General features: G+C 56.5%; 21 protein-coding genes. 3 read left to right on the forward strand and 18 right to left on the reverse strand.

The window, feature by feature from the left end; all coding sequences use genetic code 11:
• Nucleotide 1 precedes the first annotated feature (1 nt).
• Genes C5748_RS10630 through aepX form a run of 5 tightly spaced genes read right to left on the reverse strand, consistent with a single transcriptional unit; the run spans nucleotide 2 to nucleotide 4,854 of the window.
• Nucleotides 2-1,096, reverse strand: coding sequence for an aminotransferase-like domain-containing protein (locus C5748_RS10630; protein WP_105741906.1), 1,095 nt, complete (start codon nucleotides 1,094-1,096; stop codon nucleotides 2-4).
• Between the two features lie 53 nt (nucleotides 1,097-1,149).
• Nucleotides 1,150-1,758 carry a CDP-alcohol phosphatidyltransferase family protein gene (locus C5748_RS10635; protein ID WP_105741907.1) on the reverse strand — a complete coding sequence of 203 codons (609 nt, stop codon included), beginning with the start codon at nucleotides 1,756-1,758 and terminating at the stop codon, nucleotides 1,150-1,152.
• A gap of 23 nt (nucleotides 1,759-1,781) precedes the next feature.
• On the reverse strand, nucleotides 1,782-2,561 hold the full coding sequence (locus C5748_RS10640; protein ID WP_105741908.1) for a phosphocholine cytidylyltransferase family protein: 780 nt from the start codon (nucleotides 2,559-2,561) through the stop codon (nucleotides 1,782-1,784).
• On the reverse strand, nucleotides 2,558-3,799 hold the full coding sequence (locus tag C5748_RS10645; RefSeq protein ID WP_105741909.1) for an aminotransferase class I/II-fold pyridoxal phosphate-dependent enzyme: 1,242 nt from the start codon (nucleotides 3,797-3,799) through the stop codon (nucleotides 2,558-2,560). The genes C5748_RS10640 and C5748_RS10645 overlap by 4 nt, the downstream gene beginning before the upstream one ends.
• A 56-nt stretch (nucleotides 3,800-3,855) precedes the next feature.
• Nucleotides 3,856-4,854, reverse strand: coding sequence for a phosphoenolpyruvate mutase (gene aepX / locus C5748_RS10650; RefSeq protein ID WP_105741910.1), 999 nt, complete (start codon nucleotides 4,852-4,854; stop codon nucleotides 3,856-3,858).
• Nucleotides 4,855-5,114: 260 nt separating this feature from the next.
• Here aepX and C5748_RS10655 point away from each other — a divergent pair, with 260 nt between their 5' ends.
• Nucleotides 5,115-5,828, forward strand: a complete 714-nt coding sequence (locus C5748_RS10655) for a GntR family transcriptional regulator (RefSeq protein WP_158259842.1) — start codon at nucleotides 5,115-5,117, stop codon at nucleotides 5,826-5,828.
• Nucleotides 5,829-5,876: 48 nt separating this feature from the next.
• Nucleotides 5,877-6,374: a hypothetical protein gene (locus tag C5748_RS10660; RefSeq protein ID WP_146119504.1), complete on the forward strand. Its 498-nt coding sequence runs from the start codon at nucleotides 5,877-5,879 to the stop codon at nucleotides 6,372-6,374.
• Between the two features lie 4 nt (nucleotides 6,375-6,378).
• On the opposite strand, the gene C5748_RS10665 is transcribed toward C5748_RS10660, so the two are convergent.
• The 8 genes from C5748_RS10665 to C5748_RS10700 all read right to left on the reverse strand — a co-directional run bounded on the left by C5748_RS10665 (nucleotide 6,379) and on the right by C5748_RS10700 (nucleotide 15,215).
• Nucleotides 6,379-7,143 carry an alanyl-tRNA editing protein gene (locus C5748_RS10665; RefSeq protein ID WP_105741913.1) on the reverse strand — a complete coding sequence of 255 codons (765 nt, stop codon included), beginning with the start codon at nucleotides 7,141-7,143 and terminating at the stop codon, nucleotides 6,379-6,381.
• Nucleotides 7,144-7,745: 602 nt separating this feature from the next.
• Entirely contained in the window at nucleotides 7,746-8,846 is a 1,101-nt protein-coding gene (locus tag C5748_RS10670; RefSeq protein WP_105741914.1) for a zinc-dependent alcohol dehydrogenase, read from the reverse strand.
• 85 nt (nucleotides 8,847-8,931) lie between these two features.
• Nucleotides 8,932-10,236 carry an MFS transporter gene (locus C5748_RS10675; RefSeq protein WP_105741915.1) on the reverse strand — a complete coding sequence of 435 codons (1,305 nt, stop codon included), beginning with the start codon at nucleotides 10,234-10,236 and terminating at the stop codon, nucleotides 8,932-8,934.
• A 48-nt stretch (nucleotides 10,237-10,284) separates the two neighbouring features.
• Nucleotides 10,285-11,100, reverse strand: a complete 816-nt coding sequence (locus C5748_RS10680; RefSeq protein ID WP_105741916.1) for a sugar phosphate isomerase/epimerase family protein — start codon at nucleotides 11,098-11,100, stop codon at nucleotides 10,285-10,287.
• Entirely contained in the window at nucleotides 11,097-11,843 is a 747-nt protein-coding gene (locus C5748_RS10685) for an SDR family NAD(P)-dependent oxidoreductase (protein ID WP_105741917.1), read from the reverse strand. The genes C5748_RS10680 and C5748_RS10685 overlap by 4 nt, the downstream gene beginning before the upstream one ends.
• The gene (locus C5748_RS10690; RefSeq protein ID WP_158259843.1) at nucleotides 11,840-12,934 is read right to left on the reverse strand and encodes an alcohol dehydrogenase catalytic domain-containing protein; all 1,095 of its coding nucleotides are present in this window, start codon (nucleotides 12,932-12,934) and stop codon (nucleotides 11,840-11,842) included. The genes C5748_RS10685 and C5748_RS10690 overlap by 4 nt, the downstream gene beginning before the upstream one ends.
• A 44-nt stretch (nucleotides 12,935-12,978) precedes the next feature.
• A complete protein-coding gene (locus tag C5748_RS10695) occupies nucleotides 12,979-13,992 on the reverse strand; it encodes an ROK family protein (RefSeq protein WP_105741919.1) in 1,014 nt (337 codons plus the stop codon).
• Between the two features lie 5 nt (nucleotides 13,993-13,997).
• Nucleotides 13,998-15,215: a sedoheptulose 7-phosphate cyclase gene (locus C5748_RS10700; RefSeq protein ID WP_105741920.1), complete on the reverse strand. Its 1,218-nt coding sequence runs from the start codon at nucleotides 15,213-15,215 to the stop codon at nucleotides 13,998-14,000.
• Between the two features lie 248 nt (nucleotides 15,216-15,463).
• On the opposite strand from C5748_RS10700, the gene C5748_RS10705 reads away from it, so the two are divergent.
• Nucleotides 15,464-16,342 (forward strand): LysR family transcriptional regulator, encoded by an 879-nt coding sequence (locus C5748_RS10705; RefSeq protein WP_158259844.1) that lies wholly within the window; start codon nucleotides 15,464-15,466, stop codon nucleotides 16,340-16,342.
• Between the two features lie 200 nt (nucleotides 16,343-16,542).
• Here C5748_RS10705 and trbI read toward each other — a convergent pair whose 3' ends face one another.
• From trbI to trbL, 5 genes are read right to left on the reverse strand one after another with little or no spacing between them, the layout of a single operon-like run.
• Nucleotides 16,543-17,853, reverse strand: a complete 1,311-nt coding sequence (gene trbI, locus C5748_RS10710) for an IncP-type conjugal transfer protein TrbI (RefSeq protein WP_105741922.1) — start codon at nucleotides 17,851-17,853, stop codon at nucleotides 16,543-16,545.
• Nucleotide 17,854: 1 nt separating this feature from the next.
• Complete coding sequence (trbH, locus tag C5748_RS10715) at nucleotides 17,855-18,316, reverse strand: conjugal transfer protein TrbH (RefSeq protein ID WP_105741923.1); 462 nt, start codon at nucleotides 18,314-18,316, stop codon at nucleotides 17,855-17,857.
• Nucleotides 18,317-18,318: 2 nt separating this feature from the next.
• Complete coding sequence (gene trbG, locus C5748_RS10720; protein WP_199194764.1) at nucleotides 18,319-19,149, reverse strand: P-type conjugative transfer protein TrbG; 831 nt, start codon at nucleotides 19,147-19,149, stop codon at nucleotides 18,319-18,321.
• 20 nt (nucleotides 19,150-19,169) lie between these two features.
• Nucleotides 19,170-19,832, reverse strand: a complete 663-nt coding sequence (locus C5748_RS10725; protein WP_105741925.1) for a conjugal transfer protein TrbF — start codon at nucleotides 19,830-19,832, stop codon at nucleotides 19,170-19,172.
• A 9-nt stretch (nucleotides 19,833-19,841) separates the two neighbouring features.
• The gene (gene trbL / locus C5748_RS10730) at nucleotides 19,842-21,005 is read right to left on the reverse strand and encodes a P-type conjugative transfer protein TrbL (protein ID WP_105741926.1); all 1,164 of its coding nucleotides are present in this window, start codon (nucleotides 21,003-21,005) and stop codon (nucleotides 19,842-19,844) included.
• Between the last annotated feature and the right edge of the window lie 180 nt (nucleotides 21,006-21,185).

The following is a 21,185-nucleotide window of genomic DNA, read 5'->3' on the forward strand; positions in this document are numbered from 1 at the left end:
ATCAATCGAGTAGAGCGGCAACTATGGCAAGCCCTTGACGGAGATCTCTCTCCTCGCGGGTTTCGCAGAAAGAAATCCTTAAGCCATTCATAGTGGAGCTCTCGCCTGGTTTGGCTGCAAACTCCTTCCCAGGGCGGACAAGGACGCCTTCTGACCGCGCTTGCTGTGCGATATCGACCGCATCTCGACTAGTCGGTACCCAAACATGCAACCCACGCGGGAATGCAAGAAGACCTGGGCGGTCCAATATCTCTGCTACAATTCTTCGCCGCTCGGTTGCTATATCCCGTATTGCTGCAGTAGCTCGTCCGGCTACGCCACTTGAAATCAACGCGTGCGCGAGTTCCGCTTGCAATGCCGCAACAAACCACATGGACATCTTTCCGAACCGCGACATGAGTGCCTCGGTACCGGACACATCCGGGGTCGCCAAGTAGGCGACTCGCAGCCCCATCACGACAGTCTTCGCAAGCCCCATAACATACCACGTCCGCTCAGGAGCGAAGGTGGCGAGGGGGAGTGGCGCGTCCTCGATCATCAATGCCTGAGCGTCGTCTTCGATGATCTTTACGTCGTATTTTCTTGCGATGCCTACGACCTGTTCCCGACGGCCAATAGGCATCACAGTAGCAGTAGGGTTCTGCATTGTAGGAATGGTGTAGAGTACCTTTGGTGTGTTGATGCGTTGGCAAACCTCCTCGAGAGCCACGGGGTCGAGTCCTTGCTCGTCCATCGGTATGCCCACAATTGGGAAGCCCAACATTCCTGACAACGCTTGCATGTTCGGATATGTCATTTCTTCTGTCAGCAGTGTTCCGTCTTTCCCCACGAGTTGGTTAAGCAGTAGAAAAAGAATGTTAAGTGTCCCGTTTGTTACCAGAATCCTGTCTGGTGAAGGTTCACTTCCGAGACGCTGCGATAACCATTTTGATCCCGTAACGCGATCCTCTTCTGTTCCTCGAGGACGGTTTGTTCGTAAAAGACCGTTAGCACCCGGCAATACGAGCCGGGAAGCAATACGATCGGCAAGGGATGTCTCGAGTTCGTGTATTACTGGTGGAACAGCCCGTGAGAGATCAATAATCCTGTCGTTCATCTTATAACCTCCGATATTAACCGATGGGGCATGAGGATAGTATGGCAGGCCGTTTAAAAAGCTCCGCGTTGCAGGAGGAGGGTGGATGCGACGACAGCAAATGATGTGATCGCTACGTACATCACGCGATTAGGCGACGGCACACGAATTCGAGCGATATGGGCGACGGCAAGCGCCGCGAACACGAAGTTCATCATCGGCAGAAACGTCTCCTGCGGTACGATGGGCTGAATGAGGACGAGGGCGGCCAGCAGCGGGATATCGTAGGAGAGTGGCACGCCGAAAAACCGTCCATCCTCCGACTTTCCGAAGTTCGCGAAATAGCTCAATCGAACGGCGCCGGCGAGCAGCAGCGCCGATGCTATAAACAGCGACAGCAGCGAGACACTGTTCAGCTGCAGGATTAGAACCGCCGGCAGGATCGCCCCATAGATCAGGTCGCCGAAGCCATCGAGGCTCTTTCCCATCTTCGCCATGTCCGGGTGCCGGTTCGCTGTCCGACCGGCCACGACGCCGTCGAGGTGGTCGGCGAGGACCGCCCACAGTGCGACGGCGACTGCCAGTTCAATCTGACCATCGAGAGCCAGGTACAGGCTCAGCGATGAGCAAATCAGCCCGGCCGTCGTGATGGCATTTGCCGGATCGACCAAATAACGAAGCATGCTCGTCCTCCCTGGCAAATCCGCTAGCAGGCCAACTCACGGGCGGTGATGAACATCGCTTCGGCGATGCGAAGGTCCGCCTCGCTGTCGATCTCGTACCACCGCACGTCATCGCAACGGGCTGCCGCGATCTGGAGGCCCTTGCGCTCGACCAGATGCGAAAGAAGCTCTTCAGTATAGGATGTCACGGCGCCGCAACTGATGAGATCGTCCAGATACGGAACGATCATCTTGCGCAGATCATCGCCGGAAAAGCGGATGAGATTCATCGTCTTGAAGAGCTGAGGGAGCCCTTCCACGAGGTTCTCCGCTGTTTGCTTCATCCGCACCTCGACGATGTTGCCGGTGTCGCTCAGAATTACCGCTGAACCTTCCATCGATCGGTCGAATGGCGCCACGGCCGCGACGTTGCCCGTCTCATAGAGGGACAGTTTGCGCAGTGCGTCGATTTCGAAGAAGACATCGCCTTCGAGCAGGTAGGTGTCGCCCGATAGAAGCGCGTGGCGGGCCAGCCACAGCGAATAGGCACTGCCCGTCTTGTCGAAGACGTTCGACTCCACATAGCTGATCGCAATATTGCCGAACCGGCTGCCACAGGAATACTGGATGGCGTCCTTCCGGTAGCCAACGACGATCGTGACGTCGTCGACACCGAGCGCTTCGAGATTACGCAACGCGTTGTGCAGGATCGGTGTCCCATTCACTTCAACAAGCGGCTTGGGCCGCAGATCGGTGAGCGGCCGAAGCCGGGACCCGAAGCCAGCGGCCAATATCACGGCCTTGGTCGGAAAATGCATCGTCATAACAATTCCCTTTCTTTTATTTCGGCTTCGGGCGGAGCCCCATAGCTCCAGGCGTTGAGAAACTCGACCAGGCGGTCGAGGCCTTCCGGCAATCGATCCGGCGGAATGCCGTAGGAAAGGCGCATGCCGTAGGGATCCCCGAAGGCAGTTCCGGAAACCGTCGCCACGCCCGCCTTGGCGATCAGCTCGCGAACCAGCAGATCGACGTCGCGATCGCCGATCACGAGGTTCCACGGCTCAGGCGCGACCAGGTTCTTGACGTCGAGATAGAAATAGAAGCCACCCATCGCTGTCGGCACCGGGATGCGAGACAGCCCTGAAAGCACCCTGATACCGATCTCACGGGCGGAGGAGAGTTGCTTCTGCAGCCCCGCTTCGAATGACCCGTCTGTGTTCTGCAAATGGTGCAACGCCGCGTGCTGTGCGATCACGTTTGGATTCGACGTGGTATGGGATTGCAGGGCCTTCACGGCGCTAACGAGATAGTCCGGTCCGGCGAGATAACCGATCCGCCATCCGGTCAGAGCGAGTGCCTTGCTGAAGGCATTGACGATCACCGTGCGAGAGCGCACCTCTGGAATGACCGAAACGATCGGATGGTGGCCAACATCCGTATGGATGAAATCCCGATAACACTCATCGAAGATGATCCAGAGGTCGCGCTCAATCGCGAGCTCGCCAAGCGCGCGCAAGAGCGCCGCATCATAGACCGTACCGGTCGGATTGTTCGGCGTGTTGACGACGATCGCCCGTGTCCGCGCGGTGACGGCGGCCGAAATATCTTCGATGCGAGGCACGAAACCGTTGGCCCGTGTATCGACATGAACGGGCACACCGCCCGCGATCTGCACCTGTGCCGGAAAGGTCGTCCAGTAGGGCGCGGGAATAATGACCTCGTCGCCCGGATTGAGCAGCACCATGGCGGCATTAAACAAAGCTTGCTTGGCGCCGGTCGTCACCGCAATCTCGCTTGCTCCCCAGTTCTGGCCGGTTTCAGCGGTCAGCTTGCGGGCAAGCGCCTCACGCAATTCCATCACCCCGATCGTGTCGGTGTAGCGGTTGATGCCCTTGTCGATTGCGGCAATCGCGCCATCACGGATTGTCGGCGCCAGGCCGGTCCATATTTCGCCAGCTGTCAGATCGACCACTTGAATACCGGCGTCAGAGGCCTCTTTTGCGGCGGCGCGCGCTGCCGCCGTTCCCGACCCTTTGAGCATGGCTGTCCGTTGCGCAAGCATGTGCGCCTCCTGCTAGTTTATCGTTGTGTCGAAATGAGCTGGCCTGTTCGGCCAGTTCAGCCGTGTTTGGGCAGATATCGCTCTTCTGCGGCCGCCAGCTCGTCATATCCGAGAAGGCGGAAAACCTCGTCGAGCGTTGCAACATCCGGTTCGATGCCTGCGATGCTTTCCTCGGCGATAATCCGGCCGCAAATCTGACGCATGCCGGCGACGGCCGCGCGCATGGCATGGTTCGCCCAGATAACCGTCGAGATGCCGGCGTCGCGATAAGCTGCAACCGGCGTCTTGTAATATTTCGTCGGGACGATCACGACTGGCAGCTTGTTCTGCCATTGGTCCGCAAAGGCCAGGATCTCGTCGGGGACGCTTTTGCGGGAATGGATCAGGATCGCATCCGCGCCGGCTGCCGCATAGGCTTCGGCGCGCATGAGCGCTTCCTCGAGGCCGTAGCCCGCTATCAGCGCCTCGATCCGGGCAACCAGTATGAGATCGTCTCCGGTCGTATCCTTCACGGCCTTGAGGCGCCCCGAAAATTCATCAATGTCAGCGAGGGGATGGCGATCGCCGACGAACGAATTCATCTTTGGGAAGCCTTTGTCTTCCAGGCAGACGCCGGCCGCTCCCCGTTGCAGGAGCTTAGCAGCCAGCAAACGGGCATTGTTGAAATTGCCGAAGCCGCTGTCGCCGTCGACCAGGATCGGCAGCCCACTGGCATCGGCCATGCGGCCGACCACCTCGACGACATCGGTCCAACTCGCCTCGTTGGCGTCCCGATAGCCAAGGCTCGCCGAAATCGAGAGCCCTGAAGCCCAGAGCCCTGCAAATCCCGCCTGTCGTGCAATGGCGGCCGACAGGCCATCATGCGCTTCCATCAGGAATGACAGGTCTGGTGATGTAATCAGCCGACGCAACGCATCGGTCGGATCGTCCACGCGGCCGATGCTCTTCGGAATGAACGCAGCGATCCCCGATGCCGCTCGCGCATGTCGTTCCTCATCGGCATGCGCGAGCTTTGTTCCCTGTGACGGAATCTCTCCTGTTGAAGAATTCAGCATTGTCACACCTCCTTCATAGAGAAATGTTCTAATAAAAAGTTGAGGTAATCAAGTGGTATCGGAATATATCGGAAAATGTATTCCGTGAAGTGTGAGCGTAAGTGTGATGTGGCTGCAAACGTTCAGTAAAGAGTATGCATCTATAAATATAAGTAGGAATATATTTATAGATATATTCCAGAATGGCATTCTCCGCGTGTTAAGCACTGTTCTCGCGATGGCGCAGGCGGGCGCAGCGCAAGATGCGAGGAGGCTTTTGTATGCTTGAGGAAGGACCTGATGCACGCGATAGTGACACCGGACACAACAGTAAAGCCGGTCAGCTATATGGGCAGCTGAAGTCGTTGTTCGTTCTTCAGAAGCTTCCTCCAGGCACACGTTTGGAAATGGCGAGCGTCGCAAAGCGGTTCGGGGTCAGCATCACGCCGGTTCGGGAAGCGCTGATCCTGCTGGCCAACGAGAGAATTATCGCAAAGGACTCCAACAGAAGCTACGTGACGCGTCCGTTGGTGGCCCAGGAGGTCCGGGACGACTATGAAGCTGCGTTCATGACAGCCTGCTACTGCATAGAGAACCGCACAGCGCACTTCGAGGCGACTGGCCTGCGGGTTGGCAGTGCGCAGGCGACCTCACAATGGGGCGTGTCCGATCGGTTGCGCTCAATATGCCAGACCATCGAATTGCTCTATGAGCGCATCGCCGGGCTCATCGGCAATGAGCGGTTGGAGCGGCAAATGCTGGAGTTCAACGATCGTACGCACTACGTAAGGCAGCTCGACATGCGTAACGAGAAACGGCACCAGGAAACAGCGGTAGCAATGAATGAGCTAGTCACGTTGCTTGAGGCAGGAGACGCACAATCAGCTATCGCCAATCTCAAACAGCAGTTCCGTAGGAAGCATGAATTGATCCCAACACTCGTAAGAGAAGGGAATCTCGCTGCTCTGGAGAGCGTTAATTTGTTTGCCGAATAACCGTGAATTCAGCCCCCAAAAAAGACAATACAAGGATCTTCTATCTCGATGAACAGAGAATCTGACCCGATGTCCAGACCAGTGGCCAACTCTCTTCGAGACGAGTTCGGAATGGCGCGGGCAATCCTCGAATACAGTCTCCGCGAGAATATTGCCGGTTTCACGTTATCCGGGCTAAAGATACCACGCATCCTCCAGACTTGGCGGCCGGGCTCAGAATTGCCCCCTGCGGACGAGTTTGCACTCGAGGTCGCCATCTACCAGGAGCACCTTGGGGATAGAATCGCAGCACTTTCCTGCAATCGGAAAATGCTGCAGGAGATTTGGCGTTTCAATGAAGCCACGCGAGAGTTCCGCGAACTTGAGTTGACGATACCTGAAGCTGCTCGGGAAGTTCTGGACCAACTGGCGAACCTCGTGAACGCCCTTTTTGATCAGGATAGGTCGGCCGCAATCAGATCCCTCGCACATTGCCAGAACCGACGGTATGATCTTGTCGAGGAAATCGCCCACAAATTGTCACCCCCCGAAGCCATGCACGCCTGACATATTATAGTTCGGCTGTGGGGGCGAGGCTGTTTACGTGAGCAAGAAACGGAAAAGCTCGACGCTCGTTCAGCGATATGGGTATTCTGTAGATGTTGTCGCCGACCGGAACGATGCCTTTTATCACGACAGAGCCTATCTCCCTTGTGTTCCGCACATGAAGACCGTCGCAGGTCAGCCTACCGAGACTGCCGATCTGCACGGTTCTATAGAATCCTGGCCGCCCGGGCCATGAAAAGGGCTGCGATCGCTCATCGAAATCGATTTCGTTGGCAGCGGCCCAGCTGCTCTCGACCGGAAGGTGCTTCTCCACCAATCGTTGCACTTGGTGCTGCAACAGCGACGTGCTCATAGCCGTGCTGTCGACCAGGAAATCGATGCTGCCTTCGCCAAGCCCAACCCGTCCTCCGACAACTCTGAACGGAAACGCTGCCGAAACGGCATGAAGGGCTGTATGCGTCCGCATCAACGTGTGACGCCGCGCCCGATCGATTCTGACAACCACACTGTCCCCATGAGCCAGACCGTGCCCGTCATCCGAAAGAACGTGGCCCAATTCGGGGGCAACGGACCCAATCCAAACCCCACGGACAATGGAAAATGAATTGCCGTCAAATCGGGTTAGCGACGCACAATCGCGGGGCGTTACGCCAATCCCGGGATAGTAGACTGTTCGGTCAAGGACGACGAGATTGCCATTGATCGCTTTTATCGTCCCGCGAATCTCAACTTGATAGGCATCTGTGAGAAATCGCAACTCCGTGGCCATCCTGTCCCCCTCCCGGCACCCGACCACAATGCTCCACCGCGTCCACAGGACGCTTTCCGATAACAAGGAAACGATCCGGACTCGTATGACGGCATTCAGTCAGACCTACCACGCTAAGGCATCAATCCGCCTTCGAACAAGTCCGGTTCCCAGCACCTTTCTCACATGATTGTGATAGGAATCGGCGCGGCCATGGCGCCTGACTCATTTCTGATCGCCGCACTGAGCCCCGTCGGGGCAGAGTAGCTTACGAGAGAGCTGTAGGACAACCTGTGGTTTTTCACAGATTGACAAACTACTTGCGGCCGATCTCGCCATGGGCCGGTTTGCCGGTTAGTCCTCATTCCGACCCGTCAAGGAGCCTAACATGATCATAAACTCTGTCTCCGGCTCGCCGCCTTGCTTTCCGTCCCCTCCGCCCGGTGATGCGTATCGCAGGGTCTTTCATGTCTCGTAGGGAGGCATACGCATAATTCAACGCTCCGGCGTCGTCCTGACACAAGATGCCGGCTCTTGTGTCGCCCAAATAAACATTTTGCATGTTACCCATGGGTGCCATCCCGCGGTTTGCGGATGGACAGGTTGCCGAACGCCAGTGTTGTCTATGGTTGCTGATTCAATGCTGTTGCACGTGGCTCTGTAGGGTTAGTTTTTATGACAACTTTTCCTGGATAATCTTTCGTGCCAGCCGCAACTTCCATAATAAAACGTGGAAACTCATTTAATTCGATCTCCGTCGATACCAATTTTTCGAGAGAGAAGCTGTCAGAATGCTTTGCGTGTAGCCGGAAACTTTCCTCATAGTCTTCCTTAAAACATCCGTAGGCACCAGTAATTCTTAATCTCTTTCCTTGGTGCTCCACCAACTCAAGTTGTTCGTGCCTTCGAATCGTGTCGATATCCACTTGGGTTTTGGGAAATCGATCGCCCGCGCGCGTACCGCCGTAAATGTGTAGAATCCCCTCACTGGTGGCTATGTTGGCAGCGTTCTGCAGAAGTTCAGACGTGACGATAGTCGGCACTACGATTACGACATCAAACGCATCTCGGTGACACTCTACGCCCACGAGCGTGCATATCTCTTCCTCGGTCAGAAGCTTCTGGTCTCGCGCGAAATTGAGCCGCGATTCACCGCGGTTGAACACAATTACTGACGCGCCCAGATGCTTCGCGTACATAGCAAACATGATGCCTGAGCAGCCGGCGCCTATAATTCCCACCCTCTTTCCGTCAAGGGAGCGAAGCTTTGCTAGCTCAAGCAATTTCTTGGTTGCGTGGACAATGCAGGCGAACGGTTCGGGCATCCAGATGCTGTCAAGGATGCCAGCTTCCGGTACTCGCACCACCGCTTGGTCCAATTGTTCTGAGGAGCCGTGTACGAAAACATACTCGGCGAAACCGGTTGTGCGAACCGGTGTAATATTCGGATTGAAGGTTACGAGGTCGCCTTTTCTAAATCCACTTTGGATACCCGCAAAAGCCACAGAGCCTACAAACTCATGTCCGAATAAGGGGCCACGATCCGTTGGAATGTCACGAGAACCAATGATTTCTTTGATGTCGGCGCGACAAATTCCTATGTAATCAGGCCGTATCACGACGGTATCCTCACCGAGCGTTTCTCGAGGGAAAGTCTTGCCTATGACCTTAACTGTGCCGCTGACTAACTCCGCCGTTGTATATGTATATGGAAATTCTGTCATTTGAACACCTAAGTGGCAAAGAATCAGTTTGTTCTGCTATGCTTCGATAGTCTGCCTGCAAACCGTTATTCGGAGCGGAAACGGCTTACTGCTTTTCAGAGCTGACTGCCGGGCACTTATCGCCCAGTTCCATTTCGCGAGTACTGGGTGTCTTTCGACTGTCCAGACGCCAAGACAATAGTGTGATAGCTAGGCTTATCGCAGCCAATGCGGCCCCGGCCAGGAGCACGGCGCGTACACCGAATCCATTCTCGATCACCGCCCCGCCCAGCCAGGCACCGAGACCGTTTCCGAGATTGAACGCCGACACGTTAACCGAAAGGGCCAGTGTCGGCGCAGCCACCGCGACGGATTGAATGCGGGCCTGTAGGGATGGGATAATGGAGAACCCGACAGCGCCGAAGAAGAACAGGGTAATGGCGGATAGCAGGGGCACGATGCTGGTCATCCAGAATACGGCGAGAACCACAACCAAGCTACTCAACACCGTGGTGATCCCACGCATGACATGCCCATCCGCGAGGCGGCCGCCAGCGAAGTTGCCAATCACTGCACCGATGCCGAAGACGACTAGCAGTGCCGCAATCGCGCTGGGGCTGAACTGACTCACGTCCATCATCAATGGCACCACATACGTGGATGCAGTGAAGACCGCACCTTGCGCCAACACTGTGGTTACCACTGCAAACTGGAGGTTTGAATGAGTTAACACACTGAGTTCACGACGCAGCGTACCAGTTCTCGCCTGCTCAGAGCGCGGCGAGATCGAGGGCATAAACGCCGCGATCAAGGCGATAGTGAACACGGCAATCACGACAATGGCCACGAACGTCGCGCGCCATCCGAGATTCTGACCGATAAATGCTCCCAGCGGTGCACCCAAGGCGTTAGCCATGTTGAAGCCTAGGGCAATCTTGGCCATCGCGGAGCCTTGTTTATTAGCGGGCGATAGCCTCGCGGCCAGATTAAAAGCGACAGCGACGAACGTGCCGTGGCTCAGTGAGGTGAACACCCGCGCAGCCATCAACATCTGATAGTCGGGGGCAAACACAGCCCAGATGTTTCCCAGAACGAACAGTCCCATTAGCCCCAACACCAACGTTTTGCGTGGCACGCGAGTGGTCAACAGAGTGACAAACGGGCCGACGATGGTGACTCCGAGGGCGTAGCCAGTAACAAGCAGACCAGCCTCGGGCACCGACACGGAGAGATCACTGGCCACAATAGGCAGCAGCCCGGAGACTACAATCTCTGCGGTACCGACGCAGAACACGCCCAGCATTAGTGCAAAAAGAATTATAGGCATCGGCATTTCCTCAAGTTTAACGAAACTCACTTGTTTCAAATACGAAATACAACTCTGCTTAGATCGCCAATCGGCAATTCTCATCTTGGCTTTGCGGTTAAAATTATGCCCCAATATTCTGAGGGAGCGTGTCTAGAGTGCATCGTGGTGATTGATCGGGTAAGCGGCGAGATGGTTCCGTAGCCATTTGAGATCGGCTTTGACGCGGTTCAATTCGCCATCGCGATAGTCGTTTTCCAGCACCAGCGCGTCGACGGTGAAGCTTGCCCGACTGAGTTCGGTGAGCGTGTCTAGGACGGCGGAGTCCTCGACACTAAGTGGTTCGTGATCGTTGGAGTTTTTTATGTGCACCTGGTTGGCTAGTACTCGACCGGCTGTCTGCAAAACGGCCACTGGATCCAGCCCTTCGGTCGAGGTATTGCCGGTGTCCAGCACAATTCGCAAATTCGGCGAGTCCACCAACTCCACCAGCTGCTGCAGTTGTTGTGGTGCCAGTACGTTTTCGGTGGCCAACAACAGTTTCTTCTGCTGTGCCTCTGCGCAGGCCCATCGCAATACCTCTACCGTCCTCGCTAGCGCCGATGGACTATTGATGGTGCTGCATCGGAAACTTGGAAGAAATACCAGGGCGGCGCCGAGTTCGACGGCAACATTCAGTGTACGGATGATCACTCGTCGCACTTGGTCGGCTAATGCAGTGCCATCCTTTGCTGTCAAGCCGAGGTCATTGAGCATGTTGGCAGCCACAGCCAGTGGCATCACTCCCGAGCCGGACAATGCTACGTGGAGCTTACTCAGCCGCTCTGTTCCATCCAGCCATGGAGCTCGGCCCGGACCACCCAAATCCAGTTGGATGCCTTCCGCGCCTAGCCGTGCGGCGAGCAGCACGGCATGTGGTCCGCTCACCGGCAATCGCCAGTCGACCAAACCAATTCGAACGGCGCTCACATCCGGCTCCGGTCACTTTGTGATGTCGGGGTGCCGTTACGCACAGAACTCCAGCTGCCATCGCTATGTACGGTTAGGCTATCTCCATTGTACTGTGCGCCCGCAGTTTTGACCAACTCAACGGCGATTGAGCCGAAGTTGTCTGGACGCATATAGCTGGAGTAGTCAAAATCGGCTGGTCGGCGTCGGCGGATGCCCGGTGAATCGACCATGCCAGCCGGCAACACGGATACGATACGGACCTCGTTGGGGTTCTCTTCTTGGTAGATCGATTCAAGCAACGACGCGCATCCCGCCTTAGTAGCGGCGTAACCAGCGCGCCCTGGACCACCGTTGAATACTACCTCCGAGGAGACATTTAGGAACAATCCCGGCCGCGCCCTGCGCAGTGCGGGTAACGTGGCGGCCAAGGTTAGCCACATGCCATTGAGGTTCACTTCGAGCTGTTGGCGCCACTGGGATAGTGGCGTTTCGGAAAATTTTGCACGCCGGTCGCCGTAATGCACAGCTGCGAAGCTCACGGCGTGCAGCGGCTCGCTGCTCGCTTCGGCCAGTACTGACATGGCAGAGGTCTGATCGGCCATGTCGACAGCTGACCAACGCAGCCCACTTTGACCTGTCGGTTGCGACCGGCTAAGCACCAATACGTCCATGCCAGCTTGCGACCAAGCCTCAGCGACTGCCCGGCCAATACCGGTCGAGCCACCCACCACGAGGCCTCGACGCCCTATTAACGAAGTCATCCGGCACCTCCTACGAGGTTATGTTCCGGTGCGATCTGCACCGCGAGTTTAATAAGTCGGCGATCGTCAATGACGCGGTCCCGGGAGGCGGCCAGTTGGCGCATAATATTGGCTGCCTCGTCCAGGGAAACCACGTGAGTAATCAGTTCTCGATAGCGCAGTGGATGCTTTGTCAATTCTGCGGCTGCATCGCTTAGATGCTTATTGGCAACACCGCGGTGGCCCATTAGACATACCTTCGTCCCGGTGATCGTTGAAACGGTGACTTGTACGGCGGGATTAGGGGAGCCTGCGCAGTTCGCGGCACGGATCTGGGGCAGGTTGACATCCGGCAGTAGTGGGCTCACAGCATCTGGCGACAGGCCGCCGAGCAGGTCGATTACAAGTTCTCCGCGGAGGTTGTGTAGCGCAGTATCCAAGCACAACAAGGTCGCATCGCGTGGAGTGGCTAACAGTACAGCGACTCGCTCATCCGCAGGCAGCTCAGACAGGAACTGCGCACCTTTTGTATCGTGTAGAACGCAGTGAACAGCCGGCACCGGATGGTTGCTGCTCCAATCCATACCTCGCTTGGTATGGTGCATGTGCACGATTCGAGTAGTCACGCCCAGCAGTTCGACGGCGGCACGTACCGCGATATGCCCAATCACGCCGTCACCGAATACCACTAGCGTGTGCGGACGATGCTCGGCCAGCAGGCGGAGTCCGTACTGGACCACCGCCAAGGGTTCCAGCAACGTTGAAATTTCCGTGTTAACGATCTCACATAGCGGAAGCACCAACCCGTTGCACACTGCGGAGCGAGGGATAAGCACGCGCTCCTGCAACAACCCGTCAACATTGTGGCCGAGCAGAAAGGATGGATCATCGCGGTGAGTAGGGTTGATGCAGACTAGGGTGCCCGGCGTTAGCCTCTCGGGTACACCACTACCGGCGCTGACCACTCGGGCGACACCCTCGTGCCCGATGATAGGAGTCGGGTCGGAACGCAACCCGCGCAATATCTGGATGTCAGTGCCGCACAGCCCCGCATAGAGGGGAGCCACCAGCAGTTCGTAGTCATTTGGTATCGGTGTCGGGCGTTTTAACACAGAGATCGTTCTATTCGCCCGGACCACTGCGCGATGCGAGGCTCTCATTTCGCCCTCGCCATCAGTGCTGCGATGCCCGCGCCGACGAGGCAGTCAGTCTCATAGACCACGATCCGGTCTGCAGCCCAATTCGGATTGTATTTGCTGGTTAGGTAGAGGCCGTGGCTACTTAGATGTTGCAGGATCGCATCTCTGTACTGCACGCCGAGCGCTATCGCGACACCGCCAGTTAGAACAATCCGGTCCAGGTCGGGGTCTAGGCACAGCGCGGTTCGCAATATGTCGGCGATAGGAGCAGTCACCGCGTCAAGCAATTTCGTAGCCAAACTGTCTTGCGCAACCACCGCAGATTTGAACGCCTCCTCCAAGGACAACCCTTCTGCGAGCGCAAGGCCAAGCAATGATGTGGCCCAGTCTTGCGGACGTTTCACCCGCAGACTCTGAGCCATCTGCGCGATGCCAGGGCCCGACGAGTAAGCAGATAAATGGCCTGGTTTTCCACAATCGCAGTTTAGGACGAGCGGTTCGCCGAAGAGAACGGCAGACGCTGGCAGGTGGCCGATCTCACCCTGCAATCCGCTGGCATCCACAGGAATCCGCATCGTGCTACGATCAATCGTACGGGCAGCGATGCCGGTACTGATGGTCACCAGCATAACCTTTCGATCCTGCGCACAAAGCGGCGACGATGCAACATCCAGCAGCGCTGCCGTCACATCGTTGACTATGTGCCAGTCAACATCCGTCCTTCTGCGAGAAAGCACGTCCAAAAGGTCGAACGGCACATCATATGCACCCCATAATGGTGCGGAGGCATATACTGTGCCGTTGAGCTGATTTAATGCTGCGCCAAAGGAAACGCCGACCACTGCGTCGGGCTCATCAGGTACAAGCTTGCAAATCGCGTCAACTAGGCGCTTTCGTAATTGGGGAGCCGGCAGTTCCGGATGACGACGAAAGTTGGGGGTGTGTGAACTGCACCGGTCGCGCACGCCGTTCTCACGAGTCCATCTCGCCCATCGCAGATGTGTCCCGCCTACGTCGATCACTGTGAACATGGACGTCACAACACTGTCGCCTGTTCGCGCAAGTGCTGACGCTCAGCTATGAAATCAAGGGCCTTCGTCAACTCTCCAGACGTGAGGTCGTTGACGAAAGTTGCCGCACCGATGCCATTGGTCAACGGTATCCGCTGTAGACCATCGCGATGTTTCACTGTGTCGGCTAGCGCCTTTTCAAGCAAGTCCTGCTCGAAAATAGGGTGGGTTATGGGCAATCCGGATTTGCCTATAAGTGCGATCGCCCGATCAGCTTCCTCATCGGTGAGCAACGCTCGGCCTTTGGCTAATGCGACGCACAGGGCCATGTCCACCGCCACGGCCTCCCCGTGCAGTAGTGTCGGGGTGGCCAGTAGCTCAAGTGATGGGCTGAAAGTGTGACCGTAATCCACGCAACGAGCCAATTCGGCTTCCCAAAGGTTGGGTTCGAGTTCGGCCAGCATGCCAGCAATGGCGCGAGACATAATTTCTCTAATGGTGAGATCGTCAGAAGCAAATGCTCCCGGCGTGAGATGAGATGAGATAGAATCGAGCAACTCAAACAAAGCGCGGTCTTTGATGAGCGCCATTTTTATGATTTCTGCGACACCATTCGAGATATGACGCTGATTCAAGCTGCCTAAGAAGCTCGTATCGATAAGCGCAGAAGATGGTGCGAAATAACTGCCAAGTCGGTTTTTGTGATCGCCATGGTTGACGCCCGTTTTGATCCCGATGCCAGCATCAATCTGCCCCATCAGCGTCGTCGGGATTCGGATATAGGGTACGCCGCGCCGGTAGAGGCTGGATGCGAAGCCTACAACATCCAGCAGCACCCCGCCCCCAATGCCGACTACTACCTCACCACGGCGCAGAAGGCCTGCATCAGCCATCGACTTAGTGACTTCTATCGCTGATTCCATGTTCTTGTTAATTTCATCGCCAGATAGTATCTTCCAAGAGATGTCGAAATTCCATGAGCCAAAGTAAATCTTAAGTTTATCTCCATACAAGTCGAAAACCATACTGTCGATGACGACTAGTCTTTTAGTTTTATCATTATTGTTATTGTACTTGCCGCATGCGTTGGCGAGCGAGGAATTTTCAGGGTTCAAAAGACCATTCACTATAGATACGTTGTATTTGACGTCTTGGGTGGCATGCATACGCCATGTAATATCTGAATGTTTGGCAAGAGGTGTGTGTAGCGGAGCGGAAGTTGAATAAAGCGTTTGAATGTTCATTTTCCACCTCTTGAAGCACGGTTGAATAACAATAAGGCAGCGCCCATAGCTTACGGGCAGATCATCGAAGTTCTGCTGTTTATCGCTTCAGGATTCATTTTTCAGTTTTTGGCTTAAAACGCACCCACGTTGGTTGCTCGCCCCGTAAGTCGGATGATATTTACAACGTATTGCGGCGCAGCATAACTGGGCTTCCGGTCCGGTCTCTGATGCCTAATGTGGATGTAATCCATAAGCTGGGGGCATGTATGATAGAATCACTTTCCGCGATTTCTGTGTTTGTGAAGGTCGCGCAGATGGGAAGTTTTGTGTCGGCAGGTCGCGCTTTGGGTTTGAGCGCGTCCGCAGTGGGAAAGCGTGTAACGAGCCTTGAGAGCGCTGTCGGGGCTCGGTTGTTACAGCGCAATACTCGACGGATTTCGTTGACGTATGAGGGGGAACGCTTTCTTGGTCACGCACGGCGCATACTTGAAGAAATAGAAGAAATGCAGAATGCAATGCATTCTTCAAATGAAGATCCGAATGGAAAACTAAGAATAAGTATAGCGCCAATTCCTAATTTATTTATTGATAAGTTTTATGTATTTTTGGAGAAATATGAGGGAATTGAGATTGAGTTTGATTTTTCTGACAGGTTCGTTGATCTGGTAGGTGAAAATTTTGATGCTGCATTGCGCATAGGCCATAATCCAGATGGAAATATGCGCTCCCATTATCTCGGAGAGATGGTCAGTGCGCTCGTTGCAAGCCCAATATATCTGAAATCTAGTGGTCACATTCAGGAGGCGGCGGATTTATTATCCCATACATTAATTCATTATCGCTCAAGGAATTCCGGGCTGATTCAGCCTTGGCCCCTGTCAAACATAAGATCACTTGCTCTTCCTCATTCAATCATCTGCAACGACATAGACACCCGCATCAAGCTTGCGATCCAGGGCGCTGGAGTAGCTTACCTGCCTATCGTTTCGATTAGGGAGCATCTAGATTCCGGTGATCTTTGTGCGATTCTCACTGATCGTATCGTAGACGCAAGTATGCCTATTCATGCGGTATGGCCTTACGCTCACCGTTACTCGCTGCGCCAGCGCCTGTTAATTGATTATCTTAAGGGTATAAGTATTTAGGTGATTAGCTGTGATGAAGTATAGTTCTTCTTGCGAGTATCGTCAATTTTTAGCATACCAATAATGTATAGTAGAAGGCAAGTGTTGCGACATTTCCAGACAACCTCTCCCCGTCCATGCTGACGAAATTCGTGACGTCTTTCATATCAATCTCCTTCTTCGGGTAGCCGTGCTGAAGATGGAAGCGCGGACCGGCCTACCTAGCGCGACGCTCCCGGGAAAATCATGTCCTGCTCGACAAGGACGTTGAAGCGGTAGCCGGGCCGGATCTCCAAGGTTGGCTGAACATTGAGATTTCGGGAGACGGTTTGTTCCGCCATCTGGCCAAATGTCTCCGCGAAACTCCTGCGGGCCGCATCCTCGGCGCTGTTGGATTGACCGAAGGCGTTGCGGTCTTGCGGGATCAGCATTTCGGTTCCCGCGCCGATCAGCGCGACCAGGATCGCCGAGCCAAAGGTGCGCAGATAATGGTTGTCGACCCGATCACTGAAGCCGCCATAGCCGGCGGCGTCCACGCCGGGCATACCGCCAATCTGCAGTGTCGCGCCATTGGGGAAAATGAGGTCAGTCCAGATCACCAGAACACGGCTCTGGCCGAACACGACCTTGGAGTCATAGCGGCCGAGAAGCTTCGATCCTTGCGGGATCAGAACGTGGTGGCCCGTGGCGCTGTCATAGACATTCTGGGAAACCTGCGCGGTGATGCGGCCAGGAAGGTCCGAGTTGATGCCGGTGACGAGCGTTGCCGGGATGACCGACCCGCGCTTGAGCTCATAGGGCGATTGTTGTGCAACGACCTGGTTCGGCAGGTAGCCAAGATCGCGGATGTCCTGATTGAAGAAATTCTCCTTGGCCGCCTGCCCGTTCGGATCTCTGGTTTGCCCCAGCCTGCCCGACTGCATCGCGGCAGCATAAAGATCCAGCGCGCCGGCAGGTCGGGCAGCATTGCCTGAAGACGGCATCCCTTCTGTCTTCGGGTTCTCGCCCTGAGCGTTCAGGTCCTGCAGACTGACGGCGATTGGCGAATTGAAAGCCGCCTCATCAGCCTGGATGCTCGCCATGTGCTGGCGATGAAGTTCACGCAATATCTGTTCTTGCTGCTCGCGCTCGATACGCGCCCGCCAGACGGCTTCCGGCTCAAGACCAGTGCCCTCTTCGCGAACTTGGCTCTGTTGCTCCGTCATTGATGACGGCGCCGTGTCTTCGATGACGCGCGGCTCGACCGGCGTCGGCTGGAGTGGGGTTGCCCGTACTGGCTCACCAATAATCCCGTCCGACACACCCTGCTTCAACTGATCGGCATAGGTTGACGCCGGCCGCGAGCCCGGATTGACGTCTTCGCCTTGTCGATTGCCAAAAACAAGCCCGCGATTGGCCAAGCCATAGATGATGACGGCGAAGAACAACACCACGAGCGCAATCGCGCCGAAGATCGGCAGCCGGTTCAGACGGCGAATATTCGGGCTCTTTGCTGACGACGGTTCTCCACCGAGCTTGAGGGCTTCGTTCACATCAGCCCCCCTGCCCCGTCGTCATAACCGACAATGGGCTCGATGGCGTCGCCCCGGTAGAGGTGATCGTATAGATGCGTGTTAGCGTCAGACTTTCGGTCGACAAACGGGCCAGGAGGTCGTTGTCGAATGTGTCCACGACATAGGCGAGCGGGACGATATTGGTTCCTTCGGCTTGCTGATCGGTCACCACAGCATATCCCCACCCTTTCAGCGAGTGCTCGAGGGTTTGGCCAAAGATCGAACCATCGGGTGTCAATTGGATCGTGGTCGTTCCCGGCCCGACATGCTCGGCCAATCGGCCAACCATGTCGCCGGCGATCGCATTGGCAGCTTCCGGCGAAAGACCGCTATAGGCCGAGCTGGCGATCAGTCCGGAGCCGCCAAGCGTCTGGCAGCCGGCAAGAGCCATCATGCAAAAAAGCGCGCCGATGAGCTGCCTGCTGAATCCGAAGAGCCCCATGATCAGCTCCTCCGCCTGATGGTGATCTTTTCCTGGGAGCGGCCGACGCCTGAAACCAGGATCGCGTGATCGATGTGGTAGTCGACCACCATCATCGTCCCGGTGATCCGGTAGTTGACAATGCGGTTCTCACCTCCCGAAACGACAAACAGCACCGGCGCGGCCCGGCCTGTCAGCGAACTCGGAAACTGAATGTAGGTCTTGAGGCCGTCGGAGTAGATGCGCGTCGGCCTCCAACCAGCGCTGCCGCTGACCGAGAAATTGAAGTTCAACTGATCGGCCGGCACGCTGGCACCCGGCACGATGCTCGCCTCCATGCGTGCATTGATCTCAGCAAGGCGCGCGTTCACGTCCTCTGGATATTCAAACCCCGCACGCGCCATATACTGACTGTGATGGGACTTGAGCTGGATGTGGTAGGTTCGCCGCGACGTGGTCACCACCATCGAGGTCACAAGGCCGGACTCTGCCGGTTTTACGATCAGATGGACCGCCTGCCCGCCTGGCGCGCCGGATGTGGCGGGCTCAACCTTCCATCTGACGGTATCCCCAACCAGCACGTCGCGGACGACTTCGCCTGCTTGAAGCTCGATATCGCAAACTTGCAGTGGCGAGCACACGATAGAAGGCTGCACCTGCCCGAACAGGAATACGACCTTACCGTCTGGGCCGCGTGTCACGACGCCGATGCTTTGCTGCCAATGCGTGGAAAGCGAGGTGCCGCGCGTCTCATTGGCCGTCAGCTGCTGCGCGATCGCTGTATCGCAGAGGGCCAGCCCACCCGCCGCGACGATCAGGGCAAGCAGCGCCCCTCGGCTTGTTCCAGCCGCCATTGATGTTGCCCTCCACTCCATTACAATTGGGCCGTCCACTCGAAGTCGGTCAAATAAAACCCGAGTGGGTTGAGCCGAATGACGGCTTCGTCCTGCGGCGGCGTCAGGGTCACTGTTGCAATCCCGCGAAACCGCCGTGTTGCCCGTTCCCTGCCCTGCCGATCCCGTTCGAATTCGGTCCAGTCCACCTGATAACTCTGGTTCGACAGCGGCACGATGTTGGTTACCTCGACCGACACGGTCATTGTGCGTGCGCGATCAAACGGCGAACTGCTGCGGAACCAATTGTTGATCTTCTCAGTCGCCGGATCGGAGGTGCGCAGCATCGCGTATGTGCGGTCGATATACTGCTTTTGCACCACGGCGTCGGGTGTGACGGACCGGAAGTTCGAAACAAAGCTTCCCAGCGTGGCGCGCACCACACGAGGATCGGCATATTCGATTTGTTGCGGAAAGCCGGCATTGGCTGCTGTGCCGAGCCGGTCGACCTCCACGATGTAGGGTACGAGTTTGACCTGGGTGCTCAGATAGAGCGCGTAGGTGAACCCGATTACCGCCATCAGCATCCCGGTAATGCCGACGATCTTCCATGAGCGCGCGGCGTGGATCGCCGAGCCGTACCGCTCGTTCCACTCCTGGCGCGCTGCAAGATACGGGTTCTCCGGTGCCTTGTGCTTAGCCACGCTCTCCCCCTATGCCTTGTCGTCTTTTGAGGGTTTGCTGGTAGGCCTCCCCTGGCTTGCATCCAGTTTTGCATTGGCCAGTCCGAGGGTCGATGCGCCCCACGTGCCTGGCACGCCGATAGCCTTGTCCCGCGCGGCCGACGCTGCCGCTCCGCCCGCGGCTCCGACGCCAGCGGCCATGCCCTTGAGCGCCGCGGCTCCGAACGAGCTTCCGGCGGCGCGCGCATCCGAATAGGCCGAGGCCCCTGCCCTCGCGCCGCCCACTGCCAACGCCGCGCCGCCTGTTGCAAAGCTTGCCGCCTGAGCGCCGTGCCGGATGGTTTCCATTCCGCCTGTCACGGAGACGCCCTGCACCACACCCTGAACTATATTGGGGACGTACATTGCGATGACGAACACCACGACAGATATTCCGCCGATCGCAAGCGTTGTGAGAAATTCCTCATTGTCCGGCGTCGAGTTGGCGAGATTGATTAGAACCTCGGATCCGATCCGCGCGATCATCACCAACGCCATCAATTTCATGCCGACGCTGAAGGCATAGACGAGATAGCGAACTGCGAAGTCCTTGGTGAAACTGCTGCCGCCGAGGCCGAGCATGATCATGCCGGCCAGCAGGCCCACATACATCTCGACCATAACCGAAACGAAGATCGCGGCGACGAGCGAAAAGCAGATGACAACGATCACCATCGCAAATACGGCCGCGATCGCCAGCGCATTGTCTTCCCATATGCCAAACTTGGCTTTCTCCGACATCGACGCGGCAACGTTGATTCCAGCGTTGAAGACGTTTGCCGGCGAAGCCGAGCCGCCATCCGCACCGATCTGGTACAGGCTGTCGACGACGGCCCGCGCAAAGCCCGGACCCTGCTCGAGAATGAAAACAAACAGGCCAATGAACAAGATTCTGCGAATCAACTCAGCGAACCATGTGTCGAGGGAGGCTGCGCCAAGCGCCAGCCACACCGCCGCGATACCCACCTCGATGCCCGCGAGAATCCAGAATAAGGAGCGTGCCGCCTGCATGATTGTGGTTTCCCAGCCTTGCGTCGCTGCGGAAACCTCATTTTCAAGCGAGGTCAGAAGGGAGCCATCCTGGGCAAGCGCCGGAGCGGCAACGATAAGGGCCGTCGTTAGCGCGACAAGGAAAATACCGGAATGGCGGGTCATTCCCCCTCCCCGGCCGGATCGGACCAACGTGGCTGCATCTGCTGGCCACCTGTCGTGTCAAGGGGCTGTCGCGCCGGTGCCTGCGGGGCGGGCGTGTATGGCAAAGGTACATCCCGGATGAGCCAGATCACCACACTGATCGCGACTACAAACGCGAGAGCGATGAAGACGAGCAGATTC

This window comes from Phyllobacterium phragmitis (assembly GCF_002980495.1).
In the GTDB taxonomy this organism is placed as follows: domain Bacteria; phylum Pseudomonadota; class Alphaproteobacteria; order Rhizobiales; family Rhizobiaceae; genus Paramesorhizobium; species Paramesorhizobium phragmitis.

Excerpts from the sequence above, each read along its gene's own strand:
- C5748_RS10630 (WP_105741906.1), bottom strand. The coding sequence starts at position 1,096 with ATGAACGACAGGATTATTGATCTCTCACGGGCTGTTCCACCAGTAATA.
- C5748_RS10635 (WP_105741907.1), bottom strand. The coding sequence starts at position 1,758 with ATGCTTCGTTATTTGGTCGATCCGGCAAATGCCATCACGACGGCCGGG.
- C5748_RS10640 (WP_105741908.1), bottom strand. The coding sequence starts at position 2,561 with ATGACGATGCATTTTCCGACCAAGGCCGTGATATTGGCCGCTGGCTTC.
- C5748_RS10645 (WP_105741909.1), bottom strand. The coding sequence starts at position 3,799 with ATGCTTGCGCAACGGACAGCCATGCTCAAAGGGTCGGGAACGGCGGCA.
- aepX (WP_105741910.1), bottom strand. The coding sequence starts at position 4,854 with ATGCTGAATTCTTCAACAGGAGAGATTCCGTCACAGGGAACAAAGCTC.
- C5748_RS10655 (WP_158259842.1), top strand. The coding sequence starts at position 5,115 with ATGCTTGAGGAAGGACCTGATGCACGCGATAGTGACACCGGACACAAC.
- C5748_RS10660 (WP_146119504.1), top strand. The coding sequence starts at position 5,877 with ATGAACAGAGAATCTGACCCGATGTCCAGACCAGTGGCCAACTCTCTT.
- C5748_RS10665 (WP_105741913.1), bottom strand. The coding sequence starts at position 7,143 with ATGGCCACGGAGTTGCGATTTCTCACAGATGCCTATCAAGTTGAGATT.
- C5748_RS10670 (WP_105741914.1), bottom strand. The coding sequence starts at position 8,846 with ATGACAGAATTTCCATATACATATACAACGGCGGAGTTAGTCAGCGGC.
- C5748_RS10675 (WP_105741915.1), bottom strand. The coding sequence starts at position 10,236 with ATGAGAATTGCCGATTGGCGATCTAAGCAGAGTTGTATTTCGTATTTG.
- C5748_RS10685 (WP_105741917.1), bottom strand. The coding sequence starts at position 11,843 with ATGACTTCGTTAATAGGGCGTCGAGGCCTCGTGGTGGGTGGCTCGACC.
- C5748_RS10695 (WP_105741919.1), bottom strand. The coding sequence starts at position 13,992 with ATGTTCACAGTGATCGACGTAGGCGGGACACATCTGCGATGGGCGAGA.
- C5748_RS10700 (WP_105741920.1), bottom strand. The coding sequence starts at position 15,215 with ATGAACATTCAAACGCTTTATTCAACTTCCGCTCCGCTACACACACCT.
- C5748_RS10705 (WP_158259844.1), top strand. The coding sequence starts at position 15,464 with ATGATAGAATCACTTTCCGCGATTTCTGTGTTTGTGAAGGTCGCGCAG.
- trbH (WP_105741923.1), bottom strand. The coding sequence starts at position 18,316 with ATGGGGCTCTTCGGATTCAGCAGGCAGCTCATCGGCGCGCTTTTTTGC.
- trbG (WP_199194764.1), bottom strand. The coding sequence starts at position 19,149 with ATGGCGGCTGGAACAAGCCGAGGGGCGCTGCTTGCCCTGATCGTCGCG.
- trbL (WP_105741926.1), bottom strand. The coding sequence starts at position 21,005 with ATGACCCGCCATTCCGGTATTTTCCTTGTCGCGCTAACGACGGCCCTT.